Source organism: Rhizobium yanglingense, from assembly GCF_977109285.1.
Window position 1 is genome coordinate 162949 of record NZ_CDSAWY010000004.1, and the last position, 20597, is coordinate 183545.

The following is a 20597-nucleotide window of genomic DNA, read 5'->3' on the forward strand; positions in this document are numbered from 1 at the left end:
CGGCCCGGGTTGACGACCTAATCGTGCTTAGCGAGAACGCGGCCGACCGTGGAGGGATGGACCTCAAACAGGCGGGTAGGCCTCGGACGCGCTCGCTGACATTGGTCACTCTTCGCCATTTGCTTCTTATAGCGCTCAGCTGAGTTCTTGGGCGAGTCCGATGAGAAGTCCTTCAGGCCCGCGGATGTAGCAGAGCCGATACGCGTCTTTATACTGGACTACTGCGCCTACGAGCTGCGCGCCGCGCGTGCGGAGCCTTTCAAGCGTCTCGTCGATGTCGTCCACGGCGAACATGACGCGGAGGTAGCCTAGGGCGTTGACCGGGGCGTTCCGGTGATCTTCGACGACAGGCGGCGTGAGGAAGCGGGAGAGCTCGACCCGGCTGTGGCCGTCCGGCGTGCGCATCATGGCAATCTCGACATGCTGATCGCCCAGTCCCGTGACGCGTCCGGCCCATTCTCCTTCGATCGTGGCCCGCCCTTCGAGCTCGAGGCCGAGTTCGCGAAAGAAATCAATCGTTCCTCCGAGGTCTTCGACGACGATTCCTATGTTGTCCATCCGCTTGAGCGCCATGTTTCCAATCTCCAAGGTGTCGTTCCAATCTACAAGGTGACGCCTAGTCTAAGTCTAACAACGGACGCTTGAGGTGCCCCAACACCGGCGGCCATCCGGGCCCGATGCGCCGCTGTCCACATCAGAAGCTTAAATCATGGACCGCCTCAAACCGCCACCCCGTTTTCAAACGGTCTCTAAGAACGTGACACCCACATTCTTTCGGGTATTGCCAAAGCAGGAGGCACGATCCCGCGAAATTGCCGGCATTGACGACATCATGGTGTGGTTCACGGTGCGGCAGGCCGATCAGAGACCACCGCCCGGCGAGCTGATTGCGCTTTCGCGCGTACCGGGTTTGAAAGCGACAGGCTGCTTGTCTCGGTGAAGATCGCCGCTCTCGCACAAATTGCTGCGCGACAGGCCGATTGCTGATCCCTGAATCGAGTATATTCGCCTTCTAACAAGGAAGGCGCCCATGGCAGTGGCTGTGCGGATCGCGAAGCCGGGGGCATTTGCAAGATCAATCCTCGCAACGGTCGTCCTGTTGCCTGCAGACGTCTTTATCGCGACCGGCGATGCCCCGGCGCCAGGGTCTTCCGTCCGCCGGGTGAGGGGCCGGCCGCGCTGCCGGAAAGCGTGAAATCCTGGTCTGGGGCACTGCATCGTCGTCGTGACCGGCGACAGTCCCGATTGCGCGCGCAGGCCCTACGCTTCCGGTGTCTTGATGGTGCTGCGTTTCCGCAAAAGCGGCTGGCCTAGCCTGGCGGCCGGCCTGAAACCATCCAAAGAAAAAGCCGGACGCGGGGACAGCGTCCGGCTTTTTGAATGGCCCCGAGCGCTGGAGGGGAAGGCGCTCAAGGGCAGGGGAACTTAACTCAGAAAGTGCTGTGCTTCTTCTCGTTGAACGCCTTCACTTCTTCGCTTTCGCGGCGAAGCGCGGAAACAGTTGACGCCACAGACACGATGAACATGACGCTGATGAGAGCGGTAAGAACAGTCAAGATCGTGAACATGGGCAATCCTTTCCGAAGTTGCGTTCACGTTCCTCAGTACTGGCTTATGATGGCCGTCCGGGCCGAAGCATAAGGACCATATACCTTGGACGTATCGGTCTTCTGGTCATAGAGTGCGACAGTTGCGGTAAGCATTCCCGTGATCATTGCCATCCAGAATACATTGATGATGGTAATCTTATCGGGCATCTTGTTTTCCCTTCGTGCAGCGTATCGCATCTACGCTTCGGTTAAGTGAACGTATCCGTCTTAAAATGGTTCCGGCGGATGTTGGCGTCTCGTTTAGCAAGCCCGGTCTGAAGCGACCTTGAATGCCTTGTTCATCTGGCGTTCAGATTCGGGAGCAGGTCTCAACGCGCCCTTCCGAGCTGCCGCATGATGGCGTGATGCTCGCTGACTTCGGCGCGCACCCAGCGCATCGTATAGCGGTCCTGCAGGTAGCCATATGCCAGTTCCGCAAGTAGCGAGAGAGCGACGGCAAGGGCGAGAAGCAGGATCAGCATGTCGATATCTTTCGGAAGTGTCCGATGCGGGTGGCATCGGCTGCGTTGCTGTTTCCGATTATGCGCACCGCATCTGAAACCGCGTTGAACGCGGCATTCATCTACCGTTCAGCAGGGCGGCAAATGACTTGCGGGATGCGGGTATCCATGACAAAAGGCATCGAACAAAACGGCCGGGTCCTATGACGACTGCTTTTTATCCGGGGTCCTTCGACCCGCTCACCAACGGACACCTGGACGTGCTCGTCCAGGCGCTGAACATCGCCGAAAGAGTGATCGTTGCGATCGGCATCCACCCCGGCAAGGCGCCGCTATTTTCCTTCGAGGAGAGGGCGGAGCTGATCCGAAACGCGCTTGCCGATGCCATGCCGCAGAAAAGCGGCAGCATCTCTGTCGTCTCCTTCGACAATCTGGTCGTAGATGCCGCGCGCATGCATGGCGCGGCGCTGCTCATTCGCGGCCTTCGTGATGGCACCGACCTCGACTACGAAATGCAGATGGCGGGCATGAATCGCCAGATGGCACCGGATGTGCAGACCATCTTTCTGCCGGCAGGGACGGCCTCACGGCCCATTACCGCCACATTGGTCCGTCAAATCGCGGCCATGGGCGGCGACGTCAGCGCCTTTGTGCCGGCCGCCGTTTTGAAGGCCCTTCGATCCAAGCGCAAATCTTGAGGCGTTTTCCGCCGCAACGGAGCTCACATGAAACTTTTTTATATTGCATTTGCCGGCGTGCTTTACCTCGCCTCCTTCGTTGGCGACGTGTTTGCCCAGGCCGACCACACGCTGACGATCCAACTCAAGGATGGTCCCGTCGTGATCCAGCTGATGCCGGACGTGGCTCCCAAGCACGTAGCGCAGATCGAGGCGCTGGCGAAGAAGGGGGCCTATGACAACGTGTCCTTCCACCGCGTCATCGACGGCTTCATGGCGCAGACCGGCGACGTGCAGTACGGCAATATGTCGAAGGGCTACGATCCGAGCCTTGCGGGCACCGGCGGCTCCGATCTGCCGAACATTCCGGCCGAATTCTCCAAGGAGCCGTTCGTTCGCGGCACGGTGGGCATGGCGCGTGCTCAGGATCCGAATTCGGCAAACTCGCAGTTCTTCATCATGTTCGCGGACGGCTCCTTCCTGAACGGCCAGTACACGGTGGTCGGCAAGGTCGTCTCCGGCATGGAAAACGTCGACAAGATCAAGCGCGGCGCCGGTCAGAACGGCGAAGTGACCGATCCCGACCGCATGGTCAAAGTTACCGCCGGCAAGTAATTTCGTGAAACGAGGAGAATGAAAATGGCCGAGATCAAGGATCCGGAAAACACCGTTATCCTGGAAACCACCAAGGGCAAGGTTGTCATCCAGCTGCTGCCGCAGGTGGCCCCCGAGCACGTCGCCCGGATTAAGGAACTTTCTCGCGAGAAGGCCTATGACGGTGTCGTCTTCCACCGCGTCATCCCCGACTTCATGGCGCAGACCGGCGACGTCCAGTTCGGCAAGAAGGGCGGCGAGAACTTCAATCCGGGCCGCGCCGGCATGGGTGGCTCTTCGAAGCCTGATCTGAAGGCCGAATTCTCCGCGACGCCGCATGTCCGCGGCACCTGCTCGATGGCGCGCTCGCAAAGTCCGAACTCGGCAAACAGCCAGTTCTTCATCTGCTTCACCGATGCGCCGTGGCTCAACAAGCAATACTCCGTCTGGGGCCAGGTCATCGAAGGCATGGATGTGGTCGACACGATCAAGAAGGGCGAACCCGTCAGCGATCCGGACTCCATCGTCTCGATGCGGGTTGCCGCCGACGCCTGATTGTGATTTCTGCTGAAACCCGCCCTTGCGCGAAGGCGCCGGGCGGGTTTCGCTTTGCCTGAAAGTGCCCGATGCGCGTAGACCTTTTCGATTTCGACCTTCCGGATGAACGCATCGCCTTGCGGCCCGCCGAGCCACGCGATAGCGCGCGCCTGCTCGTCATCGATCCACATGCCGAACCGGCTCTCGGCGACCATGCCGTCAGCGAGCTGCCGTCGTTCCTGCGGGCAGGGGATGCGCTTGTCTTCAACGACACCAAGGTCATTCCCGCGCAGCTCGAGGGCGTCCGCCATCGTGAAGGGGCAGGCGGCCAGCAGGTCTCGGCGACATTGCATATGCGCGTCGGCGCCAGCCGCTGGAAGGCTTTTTGCAAGCCCGGCAAACGCATTAAGGTCGGCGATCGTATCGCCTTCGGCCACGGCGGCGAAAGCTGCTTCCTCGGCCAGCTCGATTGCACCGTCGAGGAGAAAGGTGAGGGCGGTGAAGTCACCCTTGCCTTCGATCTTTCCGGCCCGGCGCTGGACGAGGCAATCGCCTCCGTCGGCCATATCCCGCTGCCGCCCTATATCGCCGCCAAGCGTCCGGACGACGCACGCGACCGCACCGATTACCAGACGATCTATGCCCGCGAGGAAGGTGCCGTCGCAGCGCCCACCGCCGGCCTGCATTTCACGCCACGACTTCTTGAGGCAATCGACAAGGCCGGCGTCGAGCGCCATTTCGTGACGCTGCATGTCGGCGCCGGTACCTTCCTGCCGGTCAAGGCCGATGATACTGACGATCACAAGATGCATCTCGAAAGCGGCTTTGTCAGCGCCGAGACGGCGGCAAAGCTGAATGCCGTCAAGGCGAGGGGCGGGCGTATCATTTGTGTCGGCACGACATCGCTACGGCTGATCGAAAGCGCGACCGCGGACGATGGAGGAATCCGCGCCTGGGCGGGCGCCACCGGCATCTTCATCACGCCCGGCTACCGTTTCAAGGCAGTCGATATCCTGATGACCAATTTCCACCTGCCGCGCTCGACGCTCTTCATGCTGGTTTCGGCCTTTGCGGGTTTCGAAACCATGCAGGCGGCATACAAACACGCCATTTCGACAGGTTACCGCTTCTATTCATACGGGGATGCGAGCCTTCTTTTCCGGAAAGACAGATGATCGAGAATTTCCAGTTCACGCTCAGAAGGACCGATGCAGGCGCCCGCCTCGGCGAGATCTCAATGCCGCGCGGCACCATCCGCACGCCGGCCTTCATGCCGGTCGGCACGGTCGGCACCGTCAAGGCCATGTATCTTGACCAGGTTCGCGAAACGGGCGCCGACATCATTCTCGGCAACACCTACCACCTGATGCTGCGCCCGACGGCAGAGCGCGTGGCGCGCCTCGGCGGCCTACACAGCCTCATCCGCTGGGAACATCCGATCCTGACGGATTCCGGCGGCTTCCAGGTCATGTCACTCTCAGGTCTTCGCAAGCTCGACGAGCAGGGCGTCACCTTCAAGTCGCATGTCGACGGCAGCCTGCATCACATGTCGCCGGAGCGCTCGATCGAAATCCAGGGGCTGCTCGACTCCGATATCCAGATGCAGCTTGACGAATGCGTGGCGCTTCCGGCTGAACCGCGCGAGATTGAACGCGCAATGGAGCTTTCGCTGCGCTGGGCTGAACGCTGCAAGGTCGCCTTCGGCAACCAGCTGGGCAAGGCGATGTTCGGCATCGTGCAGGGCGGTGACATTCCCGCACTCCGCATCCGCTCGGCCGTAGAGCTGGCGCAGCTTGACCTCAAGGGCTATGCAGTCGGCGGTCTTGCGGTTGGCGAACCGCAGGACGTCATGCTGAAGATGCTCGAGGAAACTTTGCCGGTGCTGCCCGGCGAAAAGCCGCGCTACCTCATGGGCGTAGGCACGCCCGACGATATCTTGAAATCGGTTGCCCGCGGCATCGACATGTTCGACTGCGTGATGCCGACCCGCTCCGGCCGCCATGGCCTGGCGTTTACCCGCCGCGGCAGGGTCAATATCCGCAACGCTCGCCACGCGGAGGATCTGCGTCCGCTCGACGAGCAGTCGAATTGCCCGGCCTCGCGCGATTATTCACGCGCTTATCTCCACCATCTCGTCCGCGCCAACGAGGCGCTCGGCGGCATGCTGCTCTCGTGGCACAATCTCAGCTACTATCAGGAACTAATGCAGGGCATCCGCATGGCGATTGCCGAGGGTCGCTTTGCCGATTTCATGGCCGAAACCCAGGAGGAATGGGCAAAGGGCGATCTCGAGCGCGCTTGAGGCTGATGGTCTACCGGTTGTCGGCGCGAGCCAGGGCGCGCCGCGCCTGACGATCTTCAGGCAGGTCCGGATCACCGTCGGGAGGCTGGTTCTGTTGTCGGTGCTATGCGAATTTCTCCTTCCTCCGGCAGCTCTTGGTTTCGCCGGCCTTCTCGGCGCCGCGCTCGCATTTTCAGGCATAGGCGGCTAGTGCGGCCTGGCGATCCTTCTTTCCTGCATGCATTGGAACAGGATCGCCTGCACCGCCGTCAAATGCCTTTGCTGTCGGTGTTCGGCACGATCTGCACGCCGTTGATCTTGTAGCCACCGTCGGGCTGCCGCATCATCTGGTAGATCGCCGTCCAGTCCTTGCCATCGCGGCCGGATATCAGGACCTCGTGATAGATCATCGCGCCGTTATCGATGGAGCGGCTGCGGCCGAAAGCATAGTTCCCTGGATTATAGACGGGTTCATAGCTCTTCTTCACCATCGCAAAGAAGACGCCCTTGTCCGGATACATCGCCTTAATGCCGGGCGCTGCAAAGGAATAGGCCGTCTCCGCATCATCCTTCAGGAAGGCCGTAATCTGATCCTCGATGATATGCCGCGTCGTCTCGACCGGATCTTCGGCCCGCGCCGGTATCGATACAAAGATCAAAGCAGCACACAGCGCAGACACAGAGGATAAAGCGCGCATGGATTTCTCTCCGGCGATATAAAAGCGGAGTGTAGAGTACTTTGCGGATTTGGAAAGTAGGGCAGTTGCTGCGTTCATGCAGACTGTAAGCTCGCACGGCGTCCTCCACCGTCGCGGAAGTCCTTGCGCTTTCACCTTGCATCTGTGTCGAAGAGCGAAAGCGACATCCGCCCTCTGTCTGCAGCGGCGAATTGGTGTGACGCCAGCAACGGCGGTCCCGATGGAAGCAAGCGCGGCCGCACGCCCTTTTGATTGGGAGATCTTCGGCAGTCAGAGCTGGCTCCCTTGATAAAATCCGGCATACCATCGATGCGGCGCGAGGCAAGTGCCGCGATCAGCCTCGCCGTCTCTCCGCCATCAGAAACGCCGCCAGTACAAAACACATAAGGCCAAGGGACGATGGCAGCCCTTGATGTCCGATCAGTTGCATCGCTAGTCCTGTCGAGGGCGAGCCCACGATGCCGCCGATACCCCATACGAACGCGAAGGCCGCGTTTCCGGCGATCAAGGCTTGACCGATGAAACGCTCGCCGAGTTGGATCAGCGACATGGTGTAAATCCCAAACGAGACCCCGCCCCAGACGAAAACGAGCGGCCAGATGAGCCACGCGTTGAAGAGCGACGGCAGCAGCAGGCAGCCGGCCAGCGAAGCCAGGGCACAGAATAGCATGGTCCGCGTCGAGCCGAACCGTTCGGCCACGCGCCCGAGCAATATCTGCAGGACGGCATTGCCTGCGGTGAAACAGGCGATGAGTGAAGCGATGCGTGCTTCGGCACTGCCAAGCGCGGCACCATAAACCGTGAACAAGGAAATCACGACCTGCTCGAAGGCGGCAGCAGTGAAAACCGCGAACAACAGAAGGGGTGCCCGTGCGAAGAAGCCGCCGACGGATGTTGCCTCACCTTCATGCGGCATCGTCGGCAGGCGCGGCACGACCGCAAGTACGATCAAGCCGCAGAGAGGGAAGGCCACGATCCCGATCATGAAGGGCGGCCAGCCCTGCGTGCCGACAAGGCCGAGCGATAGCGGGCCGATGGCGAAGCCACCCGAAACGATCGATGAATAGAGGCCCATGATGCGGCCCCGGCGTGGCGCGGGCGTGATCGTGATCAGCCAGGTTTCGCTGATCACGTAAAGCGGATTGGCGAAGAAGCCGAGCAGGAAGCGCAGAAGCATCCAGGCCCAGACCTGCTGCTTCCAGGCAATCGCGATCAGGATGAGCGCGGCGAGGGTGGAACAAAGGATCGCAAGCCGCGCCGCGCCAACGCGCCGCGCCAACATTGGAATGAAGGGGGCGGATACAATGAAACCCAGCGGCGTCATCGCCGCCGACAAGCCGATCAGGCCGGGCGCCGTCCCCTGCCGCTCCAGGATGAAGCTGAGCAGCGGATAGGTCAGCCCCTGTGCCACGGCGAACACCGTGACGGTCGCGATGATGCCCGCCATCGCGGCCCATGGGATCCGATCCTCTCGCGGGGATCTCGTGCTGGGTAAGTGCCGGCAAACCGTTGCGGCACGCGGAAACTCGTGCTCCGGTGTCATTGCAGCATTCGCCTTATCGCTGCCAGAAGGGCTTGGCGATCTCTGCCTCGACCTGCCGCCTCGTCAGACCGATATCGTCGATCAAATGGGGATCATTCTTCGACTTTTGCTCAAGTTGCCAGCGAAGGCGTTTGCGCTCGTCCCAGGTCGCGATAACGCTTCGCAGGGTCGCCAGGCTGTAAGTCCGACGCGACACTTTCGGTAGCCTCCACGGGGGGAACATCGTTCACGGCAACCTCCATATGGTTTGAGGGTCCAGAGCCCTCGACCTGAAAGAGGATGAATTCTGCAGGATACGAACGGCGCCGTAATTAAGCTCTCCCAAATAGTTCCAAAAACTTCCAAACGGGCTATAGATGCGCCGTATGCAGGGATCGCGCTTTGCCTTTGGTCCGTTCGTGCTTGATCCGGGTGCGGGAACGCTCCTTCGGAACGATGATCCCGTTGCCGTCGGCTACCGCGGACTAAAGCTGCTTGCGGCGCTTGTCGGACGGCCTGGCGAAATCCTGGGCAAGGCCGAGTTGATGGACGCGGCGTGGCCGGGCACAGCCGTCGAGGAAGGTAACCTCACCGTCCAGATAGCGCAGCTCAGGAAGCTGCTTGGTCCGGCCACCGATGGCGGTGAATGGATCGCCACGGTTCCGCGCGTCGGCTACCGCTTCGCGGGGGCCATCGAATACCTCGGTGGCGCGAAGCAAAAACCTTTGCCACTGCCCGACAAGCCATCGATAGCCGTGCTGCCCTTCGTGAATGTCAGCAACGATCCCGAGCAGGAATCCTTCGCGGATGGGTTGACCGAAGACCTGATTACCGACCTGTCCAGGATCTCCGGCCTGTTCGTCATCGCACGCAACTCGGCCTTTGCCTACAAGGGAAAGGCGATGGATGTGCGCGGAATCGCTGCAGGGACTCGGCGTGCGCTACCTCCTGGAGGGGAGCGCACGACGTGCCGCGGGGCGCGTACGCATTAACGCCCAGCTGGTCGACGCGGTGAGTGGCGATCACCTATGGGCGGAACGCTTCGATCGCAGCCTGGATGATATCTTTGCCGTTCAGGACGAGGTCACTGGCAAAATCGTGGAGGCGCTGCTCGGCCGGCTGCGTGCACCGCCGCCGCGCAATCGGCCCAAGAATCTCGAGGCTTATGATCTCTGCGTGCGGGCGCGCAAGCTGATGGATGACTCGCCGCAGACGGCGCGGGAAGCGCATCTGATGTTGACGCGCGCGGTTTCGCTCGATCCGGAATATGCCGAGGCCTATCGCTGGCTTGCCGTGAACCACTGGATGGGATGGGTACATAGCGGCGGACCAACGGAAGCTGCCCGAAGCGACGCTTTGAAGCTGGCGCGCAAAGCTGTAGCCCTCGATCCCAACGATGCTGGCTGTCGCTGGAGCCTTGCTTACTTGCTTGCCTATGAGCGCAGCTTCGCCGAGGCGGACGCGGAATTCGCCAAGGCGATCGAGCTCGACCCGAACGAAGCCGACACCTGGGCGGCGCTATCCGACATTACAGTCCTGGCCGGGCGGGTCGAGGAGGGCCTTGAGCACATCCGCAAGGCGTTCCGGCTGAATCCGCTTCCGGCAAGCTGGTACTATCTGACGCTCGGCCAGGCGCAATATGCGGCCGGTGAATACGAAGCCGCTATCGAGACGCTGCGTCGGGAAGAGACTTATCGTACAAGCTCACGCCGTTTCCTGGCGGCAAGCCTTGCCCAACTGGGTCGGCTCGACGAGGCGCGCGCAGAGGTCGAACTGTTCCTCGTCGGCAACCCGCATTTCACAACCCGCCACTGGGCCACGACGGAGCCGTTCCGCGACGCAGCGACGCTCGAGCATTTCGTTGATGGCTACCGCAAGGCCGGTCTTCCGGAGTGACCCTCCCAAACGGCCATTCAGTCCGAAGGCTGCTGTATCGGCGTCTTCGCACCGTTCGTGCGACCTATTCCTCAAACCGGCTCGTGGCGTCACGATCGCGGTCGTATCGTCTCGTGATCGGAAACGGCGGCAACCAGGACTCGCGAGGGACGATCCAGCTTTCGTAGGTTGGCATCAGCTGGTCAGGGGCATCCAGAGATCCCAGGTTCACTTCAATTTCGTCTGCGGTGCGTGCGAAAACGGGCGATCCGCAGCGGGGACAGAAAAACCGCCCCGCGTAATCGCGTGCTTCACCATCGATCGTCACCGCATCGTCAGGGAAGATCGCGGAAGCGTGAAAAAGAGCCCCATGATGCTTGCGGCAGTCGAGACAATGACAAAGGCCGACCCGGTATGGGAGCTCCGACGCCACAATTCGGACGTTGCCGCACAGGCAGCCGCCGGTGAATCTGTCCATGATGCGTCTCCTCTAAAGTCAAACGGTCGGACCCAGCCTCGATCTGACCGGCTGGTCCGGGGTGCAAGGCAGATCGGGGCGGGAGCATCACCCACCCATTGGCTTAGATCCCATGAGCAGTGAACCGCTGCAAAGTCTGGTTTCAGATGCCGAGCTTCAGAATGGTCTCCTGACAACCGCGACGAACGGCTTGATCAAGCCCTAGCGACCACTAAACATTGCTGGCAGTTTCGTATTCTCTCAACCGAATTTATCGGGGTGGCATTCGCTCGAATTTCTGCAACGAGGAATCAATCGTGTCCCACCCATGGCCGCGAATGGTGTATGTGACCACCTGGGGGGAAAATTGGCCAGGGTCGTCAAGGCTGGTCGCGGGGACCGCAATCAGTTCCGGCATTGCGACGGATGTCAGATAGACCGGCGTTCCACAGGTGGGGCAGAAGGCGTGGATTTTTTCGTTCCCGCTGTCGCCCGATACCCGCCAGGTGTTCGGTAGGCCCGTAATTGTCACATCGGCTCGCCGGGGGAAGGTCAGATAGGATCCATGCCCCGTGCCACTTCGTTTCTGGCAATCACGACATTGGCAGTGGTTCTCGAAGATGGGTTCGCTGCTCGTTTCATAGCGGATCGCACCGCACGCGCATCCGCCGGTATAGGTCTTGGTCACTGTCATTCTCCCGCTGGCAGAATTGTTGATTGGCACCGCAAGGGATCAGGCCGATTTTGGCTTGGCGAAAAGGTCAATGCCGCTGCCGGTTTCCAGGAAGGATTTCAGGCTGGACAGGACTGCCGGCCAACCTTGTTTGATGCCTTTTGCCATTCCGCTGCCGGCTTCGAGTTCGTCATGGGTGACGGTCAGCCGGACCATGTTGTCGTATTCCTCGATCGCGAACGTTACCCGACTGTAGCTTGCCGGGTCAGAGGCCTGCGAAGCATTCGCCCAGGTGATGACGAGACGGGTCGGCGGCAAGACCTCAATGACCTTGCCGACGAGTTCGACAGTCCGCTCATCGTTGGCACGGATATGTTCCCATTTCGATCCGGGCTTCCAGTCGGAGACGTTCTCGTGGCCCCAGTAGCGCCTTGCGACGTCCGGTTTCGTTATGGCCTCGAACACCTTTTCCGGGGTCGAGAGAATATAGGTCACGTATACAAAGCTGGTCATCTCTTTGGTCATTGTCACTCTCCTTCGAGTTCCTTCTTCAGATCATGCAGCAGGCTAAGCCGCTGATGTTCGAATTTCCGCACCCACCGTTCGTAAACCTCGTGGAGCGGCACGGGGTTGATGAAATGCAGCTTTTCCCGACCGCGCCTAACCGTGCTCACCAGATTGGCCGCCTCCAATATCCCGATGTGCTGCGTGACGGATTGCCGGGCCATGTCCAGGTTGTCGCAAAGCTGGCCAAGCGTCTGCCCGTTCTTCTCACAAAGAAGGTCAAGCAGCTTTCTGCGTGTCGGGTCGCCCAGCGCTTTGAAAACCTTGTCAGCGTCCATTGGTCTCACTTGAATGTGAAAAACCACAATATGCAGGTATCCACCTGCATGTCAAGTGCAGGTATTTGCCTGCATTTCAAGTGGAGCGGTCGAAGGTGATCGAGCGTCGAGCGGCGGGTCGGCCGAGCTGGCGGGAAATCTCGTCAATCGGCAGCTTGCGCTCTTTCAGCTGATACAGACGCCGGCGATCGGAGAGGGTGAGCTGGAAATAGCAACGCGACATGCTAAAATTTCTCCTAGGTGAAGCCATTGTTTTTATTGGCATCTCGCACTTGAAAATAGAATGTGCCCGGCTACAAACATGTGGCGGGGAAGTCGGAATGTCCGGATCGGCGCAAAGTAGAAATGTCACTTTCGGCTGCTGCACGGCACGCCGACCAGCCCCGATCTGAGCGGCTGGTCCGGGTTGCAAGATCAGATCGGGGCTGGTGAGGGGCACCTTTCGGCTTTACCTTTGAGACTATTCAATCGACGCCTCACTCCGCAGCGTTGAGCCTTGCGAGTGCCGCGTTGCGGCGTTCAATCACCGCCGGATCGTTCATGAAATCTCTGCCTCGTCCCGGCTTGCGGCCCCGCGGCGTGTAGCCGTTCTTCTCGCTGTTGTTCTTCACCTTCGGCGTCGGCAATTGCTCCTGCCGCTCCTTGATATAGGCCAGCACATCGGACAACCGCTTGTTCTCGGTAATTGCCGCATGCGTCACCCGCTGGTCCTTGTCGAACGTCTTGTAGGGCAGGGAATGACCTTTCCAGCGCACGTCCAGCCGGCCATCGGCAAAGGCATAGGTCTCGACATAACGGCCAACCAGGCCACGCGTCACCTCGGTCTCTTCCAGCATGATCCGCTGACGCTCAAACGAAAACGTCAACTGCGATCCGACATAGCGCTGCTCACGCTTGCACAGGATCTCGCTGAGCCGATCCGGCGCCAGATTTATCGGCCGGTGCAGGTCATCGGACCGGGCAGGGACAATCGCAAACCGGGCATTGTAGTCCTCCATGAAGCCCGGCAAAAACGCGTTGCCCGTCTCCATATCGCCGATATCCGACAGCCGTAATTCCTTGACCAGCCGATCCTGCAGCGTCCGGTTCATCCGCTCGACGCGACCTTTGGCCTGACTGGAATTTGCACAAAGAATCTCGATGTTTAGCTCACAAAGCGCACGCCCGAACTGGGTCATGCCCTGGCCACCCTTGGCGTCCTTCTTCGCCACCCGGAACACCGAATGCTTGTCGGAGTAGAAGGCCACAGGCGCGCCGTGATCACGCAGGTAAAGCGCCAGCGCCTCGAAATAGCTGAAGGCACTTTCCGAGCGTACAAAGCGCAACTGCATCAACCTGCCCGTCGCATCGTCGACGAACACCAGCAGCGAACACGGATCACCGCGGTCCTCAAACCAGCGGTGCTCGGATCCGTCGATCTGCACCAGCTCGCCATAGGCTTCACGCCGCAAGCGCGGCTGATGAAACGTCCGCCGCTGCTTGCGCGACAGTCACAGGCCCGCATCCACCATCCAGCTGCGCAACGTCTCGCGCGACACACGCAATCCATCGCGCTCGGCAAGCTTCTCGGCCGCCAATGTCGGTCCGAAGTCCGCATAGCGTTCGCCAACCAGCGTCACGGCATAATCCCTAATACCGTCGCTGATCCGGTTGTTCGACGGTCGGCCGATCGCCTTGTGTCGGATCGACGCCGCGCCGCCAGTGCGTATCCGATCCGACAGACGACGCACTTGGCGCGTACTCAGATCAAGCAGATGCGCCGCCGACACCATCGTCATGCGGCCGGCGATCACTTTCGATAGAATCTCGATCCGCTGCAGATCACGCTCGCTCATCGCTATCAGTCCCATCCGCAATCTCCACCGTCATCAAACCCGGGGAGTGTGACATTCCAACTTTGCAGAAACAGGACACTTCAACTTTGCGGCTACTGTCACAGCTATTTAAAGATGAGACAAAGTAAGCAATTTAGAAACGCGACGCCATACTATCCAATGTTACTGAATCTGCAAGATTCTATAGTTATGGATACGCAGGCGCGAGCCGCCGTCCGGGTGGAGCTGGTCAGGGTTGCGCAGCCCGGTCGGCGGCGGATGGCTCGGGCCACAATCATATACTTTAGCTTTCTCAACCGGATCGCTCACATCACTCGGCGACACGCTGGCTCGCCAACGCTTGCCGCCGTCGGGCGATGACGGCAGGATCCTTCGTAAAATCCGTCTTTCGTCGAGGCTTGGTGCCGCGTTTCTGATAACCGTTGCTCACGCTGCCATCGGGAATGCCGAACATGTGATCCGTCTGTCCGGTGCGACGCGGGCCACTTTTGCTGCGCTGCTGCTGACGCCCAGCCTGGAGCTCAGCGACGATCGAAAGCATGTCGTCCAGCCGCTTGTTCTCGACCACCTCGGATCGGTGTACTGACCGTAACGTATCGAACGTCCTGTAGGGCAGGGAGGCTTCCCCGTCTGTGATCTCAAGTCGTCCGTCAGGATAATCGCAAACGACAACCTTCTTGCCCGCCAGCGCCGTTGCGCGCTCTGTCGGATCGAGGATGAACATCACCTTGTCATAGCGCAGCGTCAAGGAATGCGACAGCTTGCGAACCTCCTTGCGGCACATGGCACCATCGAGGTTCTCGTGATCCGCCAGCGGCCGATGCATGTCCTTCGGATTGCGTGGAGGCTTGCCAAAACGGGTGTTGAAATCCGCCATGAACTCCGGCGCATAGGCGTTGGCCGCCTCGATCGTATCGATACCGCGAAGCCGCAGTTCCTTCACCAGCCGATCCTGCAGCGTCTGATTGGCCCTTTCTACGCGGCCTTTGGCCTGCGGGGTGTTGGCGCAGATAATGTCGATGTTGAGCTCATACAGTGCCCGACCGAATTGCGTCAGACCGCTCGTCCGGTCCGTCATCGAGGCATGCGTGCTGCGGAAGATGCCATGCTTGTCGCTGTAGAACGCGATCGGCTTGCCCCATTGCTGCAAGTAAGCCTTCGTCGCGTGCAGATAGTCGAAGGTGTTCTCTGAAGTCGCAAAGCGCAGATGCAACAGCTTGCCGGTGGCATCGTCGATATAAACGAGCAGGGCGCATTTGCGGCCACGGTTCTCGAACATGGGAGTAATCGCGGCGCGACCGTCTCTGGCTTTTGGGCTGGTGAGGGTGGTTGCCCCCGATAGGATGGAAAAACGGGCTCTCGATTGGAACCGGGCCCAAACATCGGATGGAGGCAACCATGAACCAATATATTGGCCTTGATGTTTCATTGAAAGATACCGCAATTTCGATCCGGGAAGACGGGAAGCGGGTCTGGCGGGGGAAGTGCCCTTCGGATCCAAAACTTCTGGCAGAGATGATCCGCAAGCATGCGCCGCACGCCACGCGCGTCGTATTCGAGACGGGGCCGCTGTCGACATGGTTCTATCATGCGCTGACGACCGAGGGAGTTCCCGCGATCTGCATTGAAGCGCGGCACGCGCAAAAGGTATTGAACGAAACGCTCAACAAAACCGATGCCAACGATGCGGATGGTTTAGCTCAACTCGCTGAAGCAGGCTTTTACAAAGCGGTTCGCGTCAAGTCGTTTGACGCTATGATGGCCCGCACATTGGTGGCTGCCCGCGAGCAACTCCTGAACATCTCAACACAACTTGGCAATCAAATCCGCGGCCTGATGAAGACCTTCGGTCTGATCATCCCGAAAGCGAAGGGTCGAGTGTTTGATGGGGATGTGCGGAAGCTTTTGGATGGGAACAACGAGCTTGCGAAGATTATCTTGCCTCTTTTGGAGGCGTGGCACGATATCCGCAAGCGCGCAGCCGATCTTGGTCGCCAGTTGCTTATAGCGGCACGTGGGAGCGAAGCCACGAAGCTATTGATGACAATTCCGGGAATCGGCGCGGTTACAGCGGTGTCCTACGTTACGGCAATTGAAAATCCAGAAAACTTTCGAACGTCACGCTCGGTGGGCGCCTGGCTTGGGCTGACAACGCGGCGTTATCAGTCAGGCGAGATTGACTATGACGGCCATATCTCGCGAAGGGGTGACAATCGTTTACGTGGACTGCTTTATGAAGCGGCGACAGCGCTTTTGACGAGAACCAGTGCCAGGACCGAGAGCAGTCTCAAGAGTTGGGGACTTAAGCTACGGGAGCGACTTGGCTTTAAACGGGCCGCAGTGGCCGTCGCCCGGAAACTCGCGGTCATCATGCACAGCATGCTCAAGACGGGAGAAGTGTTCAACGCATCGGCTGGCGCGACCATATAGGAGACGCTCAGCCTTCGTCCCTCAGCGCGCCATAACTTTGGGTGCTGAGCGTCCCTGCTGCGGACGTGGGCAGGATCATTCCGCTTCTGGTGGATGCAGCTCGTTGAGACTGCGCCTCGAACATTAGGAAGATCCCACCTGCGAAAACCATTGTGCGGCGATATTTGTCGACCGCGGAGACAACCCTGCTCCCAGCACTGGATAGCTCTGAAGGACATGGCCGGTGAGGGCAGATCCATCCAATCAGTTCAGCCGGGTTGCCTGTCCAGCAAGCCGGCAAGGTCGCTGAATGCTCAAAACAGCTTGACGGATGGAATGCGATTAGACAACCACCAATGAAGCGAGCCGTCGATCTGAACGAGTTCGCCGAAACAATCGCGCCGGCCGCGCGGCTGGAAAACCCGCTTCTTACGTTCGCGTCGCGACACCCAGATGCCGGCTTCCATCATCCACTGGCGCAGCGTCTCCTTGCTGACGGCAATCCGGTGGCGTTCGATCAGCTTCTCGGCCGCCAGCGTTGGGCCAAAATCCGCGTAATGCTCACGCACAAGGTCGAGAGCCAGATTGCGGAAGTCCTCACTGTGGCGCCGGTTGCTCGGACGGCCGCGCTTCTTCGAAACGAGACCGTCAGCGCCATTCTCGTCATAGGCTTGCAGCAGCCGATGGACCTGGCTGCGACTGAGCCCAAGCAGCGCAGCCGACCGTGTGACCGTCAGGCTGCCTTGGCGAACCCGCTGAATATGTTCACAGACGATGCAATTCCTTTTGAGACATGACAATCAAACAAGACATGACGACTCCGAACAAAGATGACCTCGGCCACGATGCACGTCGCTAATCTTGCTTCCCAATGCTGACGCTCGACCAGCATCCCAAGAGGCGACGACTGTCGCATCTCTAACTGGCCTATGTGTCGCATCTCTAAAATGCCGCTACACAAACAATGTCACATAAGATAGATTATGGAACCGCCGAGCCATTTCGCTGTTGTTGCTTTTTGGCTGAATGGCGCTTTATTCGGCGGAAAAGAAGCCGTTTCGTTGTTGCGAATTCTGCAGCGGCATCTTCAGTCTGGTGAATTGCACTGTCGGCACACCGGAAGGATCACACGCACTCTGCGCGACTTCAATGCCTTGGCGCTGTTTGTCGGGCCGATAGTTTGAACTCCTGTGCAGCCTGTTCTGACGGAGACCCCATTCACGCAGACATTGAGAACAGATACCGGAGTACTCGTCATCGAATGGTTCTAGCGACAGGCCGCCACCTTCGTCACAGACAGTCACATGAACGCCTGCCGCCGCTTTCTCAAGCATCGAACGTGCGGTCGTGTACCCGGACAGTCCTGGGACGCTAACGGAATTTGCCAGCTCGGATCGCCACCGGCTGATGGTGCGCACGATATCGGGAAACGACTGCTGGACGACCTTCGGAAGATTTACAAGGAACTGATGGAGGGCCGCAGCCGCCAGCAACGGATGGCGCGCCTGCCACACCCTCTGATAGGCTCGACGGGCGCGCAATTGTGCCCTAGAAAAGGGTTCACGTCGACGATCGATTGCGGTTCGATCTTGCGGATCAATCCAACCGCCTGACGGTGATAGAGAAAGTAAGGGTTTGTCTTCTTGAAGGCGGCGAAGCCGCTTCTGGCGAGAAGCTCCGCGGCAGCTTCCTTCATGCGAATCCTGATGCCGGACGGATGCACCGCGATCATCGCTTCAGGAAGGACTTGGCGCGCCGCCCGGTGGTAGCTTTCCACCATGTCGATCGCGACAACCTGGATATTGAACTTCTCCGGTCCAGTTCAGGTTTGCCTTTCCGTTCACCCTTTGCCTGCATCCAATTGGGACAATCGAGAAATAGAGGAATTGAATTGGCTTGATTATCCGGCGAGATCGGTCTTCATTGTCCCGAATTCAGGATAAATGGGGGTGGTCCATGCTGCGTGACTTCAGCGACACGGCGGCGTTCGTAAAGGTCGTGCAGGAGGGCAGCTTCACCGGTGCCGCACGGGCGCTGCGAACGCCGAAGACGCGGATCAGCCGCAAAGTTCAGGAATTGGAGGCGCGGTTAGGGGCCCAGCTTCTCCGCAGGACAACGCGCAGCCTGAAGCTCACCGAAGCCGGCACGATCTACTTCCAGCGTTGCGAGGGCTTGGTCAAAGATATCGAAGATGCCGAAAACGCTGTGGCCGAGCTGCAGCAACATCCCAAGGGCTGGCTCAGGATCACATCTCCACACTGGTTGTCGACCCGCATTTTAGCGCCGGTGCTCAGCGAATTCAGAAGGTTCTACCCGGATGTCTATCCACAGTTGCTTCTGGCCCATGAGGTGCTGGATGTCGTTGCCAAGGATATTGATATCGCCCTGCGTCTGTGGGAGGGACCCATGCCCGATTCCTCGCTCACTGCCCGCCGACTTGGCGATCTGCCAATGGGCATATATGCGGCTCCCGCTTATCTTGAAAGGCACGGAAGCCCTTCGAATCCGGCAGAGCTCGCAGATCACGCTTGCCTGTTGACACAGTTCTATTTCGACAAGCCGGTCCACGCCTGGCCTCTGACGCGCGAGGGGCGGTGCAACGAGTTCCCGGTACGGCCCGTTGCGGTGGCCAGCGATCCCGAAGGGTTGCACGGCTTTCTGCTGGCCGGCGAAGGCCTGCAAATGACCAGTCATCTCCGTGTCAGGGCGGACGTCGCGGCAGGACGCCTCGTCCACGTGCTGCCCGAATGGTCCGGACCGGCCCCCACGCTTTACGCGATGAGAGCGGGCGGACGTATCCAGCCGCCAAAGGTCAGGGCGTTTCTCGACTTTCTGGTGCCGAGGCTGAACCTTGCTGAGATCCGCGACGAGAATGCGGCTGCTTCGCACTGAACGGCTCTGCGGCAGGGCGTGGTGAGGAGGCTTCTTGTTCCGGGTGGTCGCACGGGGCCGATTGAAGCCGGGACTGATCGCGACCGGTGCTGCCCGGACATGAAACCGGCGCAATGGGCTCCGCTCCGTTGCGCCGCGATGGGTCGTTTTCAAGAGGCATAATTGACGGGAACCCATTCGTAATTCGTCGCATCGCGGCGAACATGGCCGATGCCCGGAAAGGCAATGTGAGCGCCGGCCACCAGGTATTTGCCGTCGGTCGCATCCGCGAAGGCCGCCTCCCTGGCACGAATGGCCTCGGCCTGATCCGTATCGAACTGGATAGCCACGTCCGGGTCGTCAAACTGAAGCACGTTTCCATGGGTAATGTCGCCCCAGAAAACGATCTTTGCGCCTGCGCTTTCCACGACGATCGAGCTGTGCCCCGGCGTGTGCCCGGCCCGCAGGATCGAGCCGATGCCCGGCAGGATTCCGGCATTATCGGCGAAGGTGCGAACCCTGCCGGCTTCGGCATAGGGCCCCAGACTCTCATGCGCCTCGACGAAATAGCTTAGCGGCACATTGGCCGGTCGGCTTTCCCCAGGCGTTTCCATCCAGAAATCATGTTCACGCTTGTTGACGTGAACGGTCGCGTTGGCGAACACCGGCTTGCCCTTGATCGTCAGCCCGCCGGAATGGTCGGTATGGATATGCGTCAGGATGATGTCGTCAATCTGGTCCGCTTTGTAGCCGGCCGCCTCGAGATTGGCGACGAGCTCGCCGAGCGCACCATCGAGATAGGCGCCTGTGCCGGCGTCGATCAGCACCAGCCTGTCCCCCGTGTTGACGAGGAAGGCGTTGACCGACGTATCTGTGGGCGTGCCCATGAACGCCGCAGCCAGCGCTCTGCGCGCATCTTCGGCGTCGGCGTTTGTGTAAAGCTCCGGAAGCGGCAACGGAATAGTACCATCCGAAAGCGCCGTCAGTTCGAAGTTCCCAAGCTTCATTCTGTAAAAGCCGGGAGCCTGGAAAGGTTGAAAGGGCGCCTTCGCGAGGGCCGGGGTGAAGCCGCCCGAAACGGTTCCCGCTGCGACAAGCGCCGCTGCGCTCTTGATGAGGCCTCTACGGGTGAGCATGGCAGTTCTCCGTGTTTGACGTTTCGTCCACCGTTTCCATGTTGATGGCTAACTGGTGTGAGCAGAAATCTAATCGGGTTCGGATAATCGCAGTAGGCGATGAAAACGGACCGCATTGTCTCGAAATTAGATACAATGCG

At 59.7% G+C, this 20597-nt stretch carries 21 protein-coding genes and 5 pseudogenes; 9 read left to right on the forward strand and 17 right to left on the reverse strand.

The annotated features are described in order from the left end of the window. Nucleotides 1-135 precede the first annotated feature (135 nt). The 4 genes from ACW4PC_RS05625 to ACW4PC_RS05640 form a co-directional block, all read right to left on the reverse strand. The gene (locus ACW4PC_RS05625) at nucleotides 136-573 is read right to left on the reverse strand and encodes a VOC family protein (protein WP_455873113.1); all 438 of its coding nucleotides are present in this window, start codon (nucleotides 571-573) and stop codon (nucleotides 136-138) included. 857 nt (nucleotides 574-1430) lie between these two features. Continuing rightward, nucleotides 1431-1568 carry a hypothetical protein gene (locus ACW4PC_RS05630; protein WP_166677326.1) on the reverse strand — a complete coding sequence of 46 codons (138 nt, stop codon included), beginning with the start codon at nucleotides 1566-1568 and terminating at the stop codon, nucleotides 1431-1433. Nucleotides 1569-1601: 33 nt separating this feature from the next. Then, entirely contained in the window at nucleotides 1602-1757 is a 156-nt protein-coding gene (locus ACW4PC_RS05635) for a hypothetical protein (RefSeq protein ID WP_022715592.1), read from the reverse strand. Between the two features lie 161 nt (nucleotides 1758-1918). Next, a complete protein-coding gene (locus ACW4PC_RS05640) occupies nucleotides 1919-2071 on the reverse strand; it encodes a hypothetical protein (protein ID WP_455873114.1) in 153 nt (50 codons plus the stop codon). 182 nt (nucleotides 2072-2253) lie between these two features. Here ACW4PC_RS05640 and coaD point away from each other — a divergent pair, with 182 nt between their 5' ends. The 5 genes from coaD (at nucleotide 2254) to tgt (ending at nucleotide 6160) form a co-directional block, all read left to right on the forward strand. After that, nucleotides 2254-2748, forward strand: coding sequence for a pantetheine-phosphate adenylyltransferase (gene coaD, locus ACW4PC_RS05645; RefSeq protein WP_074068109.1), 495 nt, complete (start codon nucleotides 2254-2256; stop codon nucleotides 2746-2748). A gap of 27 nt (nucleotides 2749-2775) precedes the next feature. Then, on the forward strand, nucleotides 2776-3342 hold the full coding sequence (locus ACW4PC_RS05650) for a peptidylprolyl isomerase (protein ID WP_455873115.1): 567 nt from the start codon (nucleotides 2776-2778) through the stop codon (nucleotides 3340-3342). A gap of 24 nt (nucleotides 3343-3366) precedes the next feature. After that, nucleotides 3367-3876: a peptidylprolyl isomerase gene (locus ACW4PC_RS05655; protein WP_039844879.1), complete on the forward strand. Its 510-nt coding sequence runs from the start codon at nucleotides 3367-3369 to the stop codon at nucleotides 3874-3876. Between the two features lie 71 nt (nucleotides 3877-3947). After that, the gene (queA, locus tag ACW4PC_RS05660; RefSeq protein ID WP_455873116.1) at nucleotides 3948-5033 is read left to right on the forward strand and encodes a tRNA preQ1(34) S-adenosylmethionine ribosyltransferase-isomerase QueA; all 1086 of its coding nucleotides are present in this window, start codon (nucleotides 3948-3950) and stop codon (nucleotides 5031-5033) included. Next, nucleotides 5030-6160 carry a tRNA guanosine(34) transglycosylase Tgt gene (gene tgt, locus ACW4PC_RS05665; RefSeq protein WP_455873117.1) on the forward strand — a complete coding sequence of 377 codons (1131 nt, stop codon included), beginning with the start codon at nucleotides 5030-5032 and terminating at the stop codon, nucleotides 6158-6160. The genes queA and tgt overlap by 4 nt, the downstream gene beginning before the upstream one ends. 248 nt (nucleotides 6161-6408) lie before the next feature. Here the strand turns inward: tgt and ACW4PC_RS05670 are convergent, their stop codons facing one another. The 3 genes from ACW4PC_RS05670 to ACW4PC_RS05680 form a co-directional block, all read right to left on the reverse strand. Continuing rightward, nucleotides 6409-6837 carry a DUF4864 domain-containing protein gene (locus ACW4PC_RS05670; protein WP_455873118.1) on the reverse strand — a complete coding sequence of 143 codons (429 nt, stop codon included), beginning with the start codon at nucleotides 6835-6837 and terminating at the stop codon, nucleotides 6409-6411. 334 nt (nucleotides 6838-7171) lie between these two features. Next, nucleotides 7172-8284, reverse strand: coding sequence for an MFS transporter (locus ACW4PC_RS05675; protein WP_455873119.1), 1113 nt, complete (start codon nucleotides 8282-8284; stop codon nucleotides 7172-7174). A 109-nt stretch (nucleotides 8285-8393) separates the two neighbouring features. Beyond that, nucleotides 8394-8603 carry a DUF1127 domain-containing protein gene (locus tag ACW4PC_RS05680; protein ID WP_455873120.1) on the reverse strand — a complete coding sequence of 70 codons (210 nt, stop codon included), beginning with the start codon at nucleotides 8601-8603 and terminating at the stop codon, nucleotides 8394-8396. 142 nt (nucleotides 8604-8745) lie between these two features. Between ACW4PC_RS05680 and ACW4PC_RS05685 the strand changes: the two are divergent. Beyond that, nucleotides 8746-10255, forward strand: a pseudogene (locus tag ACW4PC_RS05685) (winged helix-turn-helix domain-containing tetratricopeptide repeat protein). A gap of 64 nt (nucleotides 10256-10319) precedes the next feature. Here the strand turns inward: ACW4PC_RS05685 and ACW4PC_RS05690 are convergent. The 7 genes and pseudogenes from ACW4PC_RS05690 to ACW4PC_RS05720 all read right to left on the reverse strand — a co-directional run. Continuing rightward, entirely contained in the window at nucleotides 10320-10712 is a 393-nt protein-coding gene (locus ACW4PC_RS05690) for a GFA family protein (protein WP_455873121.1), read from the reverse strand. A 250-nt stretch (nucleotides 10713-10962) separates the two neighbouring features. Beyond that, nucleotides 10963-11379: a GFA family protein gene (locus ACW4PC_RS05695; protein ID WP_455873122.1), complete on the reverse strand. Its 417-nt coding sequence runs from the start codon at nucleotides 11377-11379 to the stop codon at nucleotides 10963-10965. A 45-nt stretch (nucleotides 11380-11424) separates the two neighbouring features. Next, the gene (locus tag ACW4PC_RS05700; protein ID WP_455873123.1) at nucleotides 11425-11889 is read right to left on the reverse strand and encodes an SRPBCC family protein; all 465 of its coding nucleotides are present in this window, start codon (nucleotides 11887-11889) and stop codon (nucleotides 11425-11427) included. A gap of 2 nt (nucleotides 11890-11891) precedes the next feature. Beyond that, entirely contained in the window at nucleotides 11892-12206 is a 315-nt protein-coding gene (locus ACW4PC_RS05705; RefSeq protein ID WP_455873124.1) for an ArsR/SmtB family transcription factor, read from the reverse strand. A gap of 118 nt (nucleotides 12207-12324) precedes the next feature. Then, nucleotides 12325-12429: pseudogene (locus ACW4PC_RS05710) on the reverse strand (IS30 family transposase); the annotation flags it as partial. A 253-nt stretch (nucleotides 12430-12682) separates the two neighbouring features. Beyond that, nucleotides 12683-14056, reverse strand: a pseudogene (locus tag ACW4PC_RS05715) (ISNCY family transposase). A gap of 295 nt (nucleotides 14057-14351) precedes the next feature. Then, nucleotides 14352-15317 (reverse strand): annotated as a pseudogene (locus ACW4PC_RS05720) (ISNCY family transposase); the annotation flags it as partial. A gap of 122 nt (nucleotides 15318-15439) precedes the next feature. On the opposite strand from ACW4PC_RS05720, the gene ACW4PC_RS05725 reads away from it, so the two are divergent. After that, entirely contained in the window at nucleotides 15440-16471 is a 1032-nt protein-coding gene (locus tag ACW4PC_RS05725) for an IS110 family RNA-guided transposase (RefSeq protein WP_455873125.1), read from the forward strand. A gap of 299 nt (nucleotides 16472-16770) precedes the next feature. Here the strand turns inward: ACW4PC_RS05725 and ACW4PC_RS05730 are convergent. After that, nucleotides 16771-17263, reverse strand: a pseudogene (locus ACW4PC_RS05730) (helix-turn-helix domain-containing protein); the annotation flags it as partial. A 221-nt stretch (nucleotides 17264-17484) separates the two neighbouring features. Beyond that, nucleotides 17485-17784, reverse strand: coding sequence for a hypothetical protein (locus ACW4PC_RS05735; protein ID WP_455873126.1), 300 nt, complete (start codon nucleotides 17782-17784; stop codon nucleotides 17485-17487). Nucleotides 17785-18026: 242 nt separating this feature from the next. On the opposite strand from ACW4PC_RS05735, the gene ACW4PC_RS05740 reads away from it, so the two are divergent. Together ACW4PC_RS05740 and ACW4PC_RS05745 are read left to right on the forward strand one after the other, a co-directional pair. Beyond that, nucleotides 18027-18350, forward strand: coding sequence for a hypothetical protein (locus ACW4PC_RS05740; RefSeq protein ID WP_455873127.1), 324 nt, complete (start codon nucleotides 18027-18029; stop codon nucleotides 18348-18350). A 56-nt stretch (nucleotides 18351-18406) separates the two neighbouring features. Continuing rightward, nucleotides 18407-19342: a LysR substrate-binding domain-containing protein gene (locus ACW4PC_RS05745; protein ID WP_455873128.1), complete on the forward strand. Its 936-nt coding sequence runs from the start codon at nucleotides 18407-18409 to the stop codon at nucleotides 19340-19342. A gap of 149 nt (nucleotides 19343-19491) precedes the next feature. Here ACW4PC_RS05745 and ACW4PC_RS05750 read toward each other — a convergent pair whose 3' ends face one another. Continuing rightward, entirely contained in the window at nucleotides 19492-20457 is a 966-nt protein-coding gene (locus ACW4PC_RS05750) for an MBL fold metallo-hydrolase (protein ID WP_455873129.1), read from the reverse strand. Nucleotides 20458-20597: the final 140 nt, after the last annotated feature.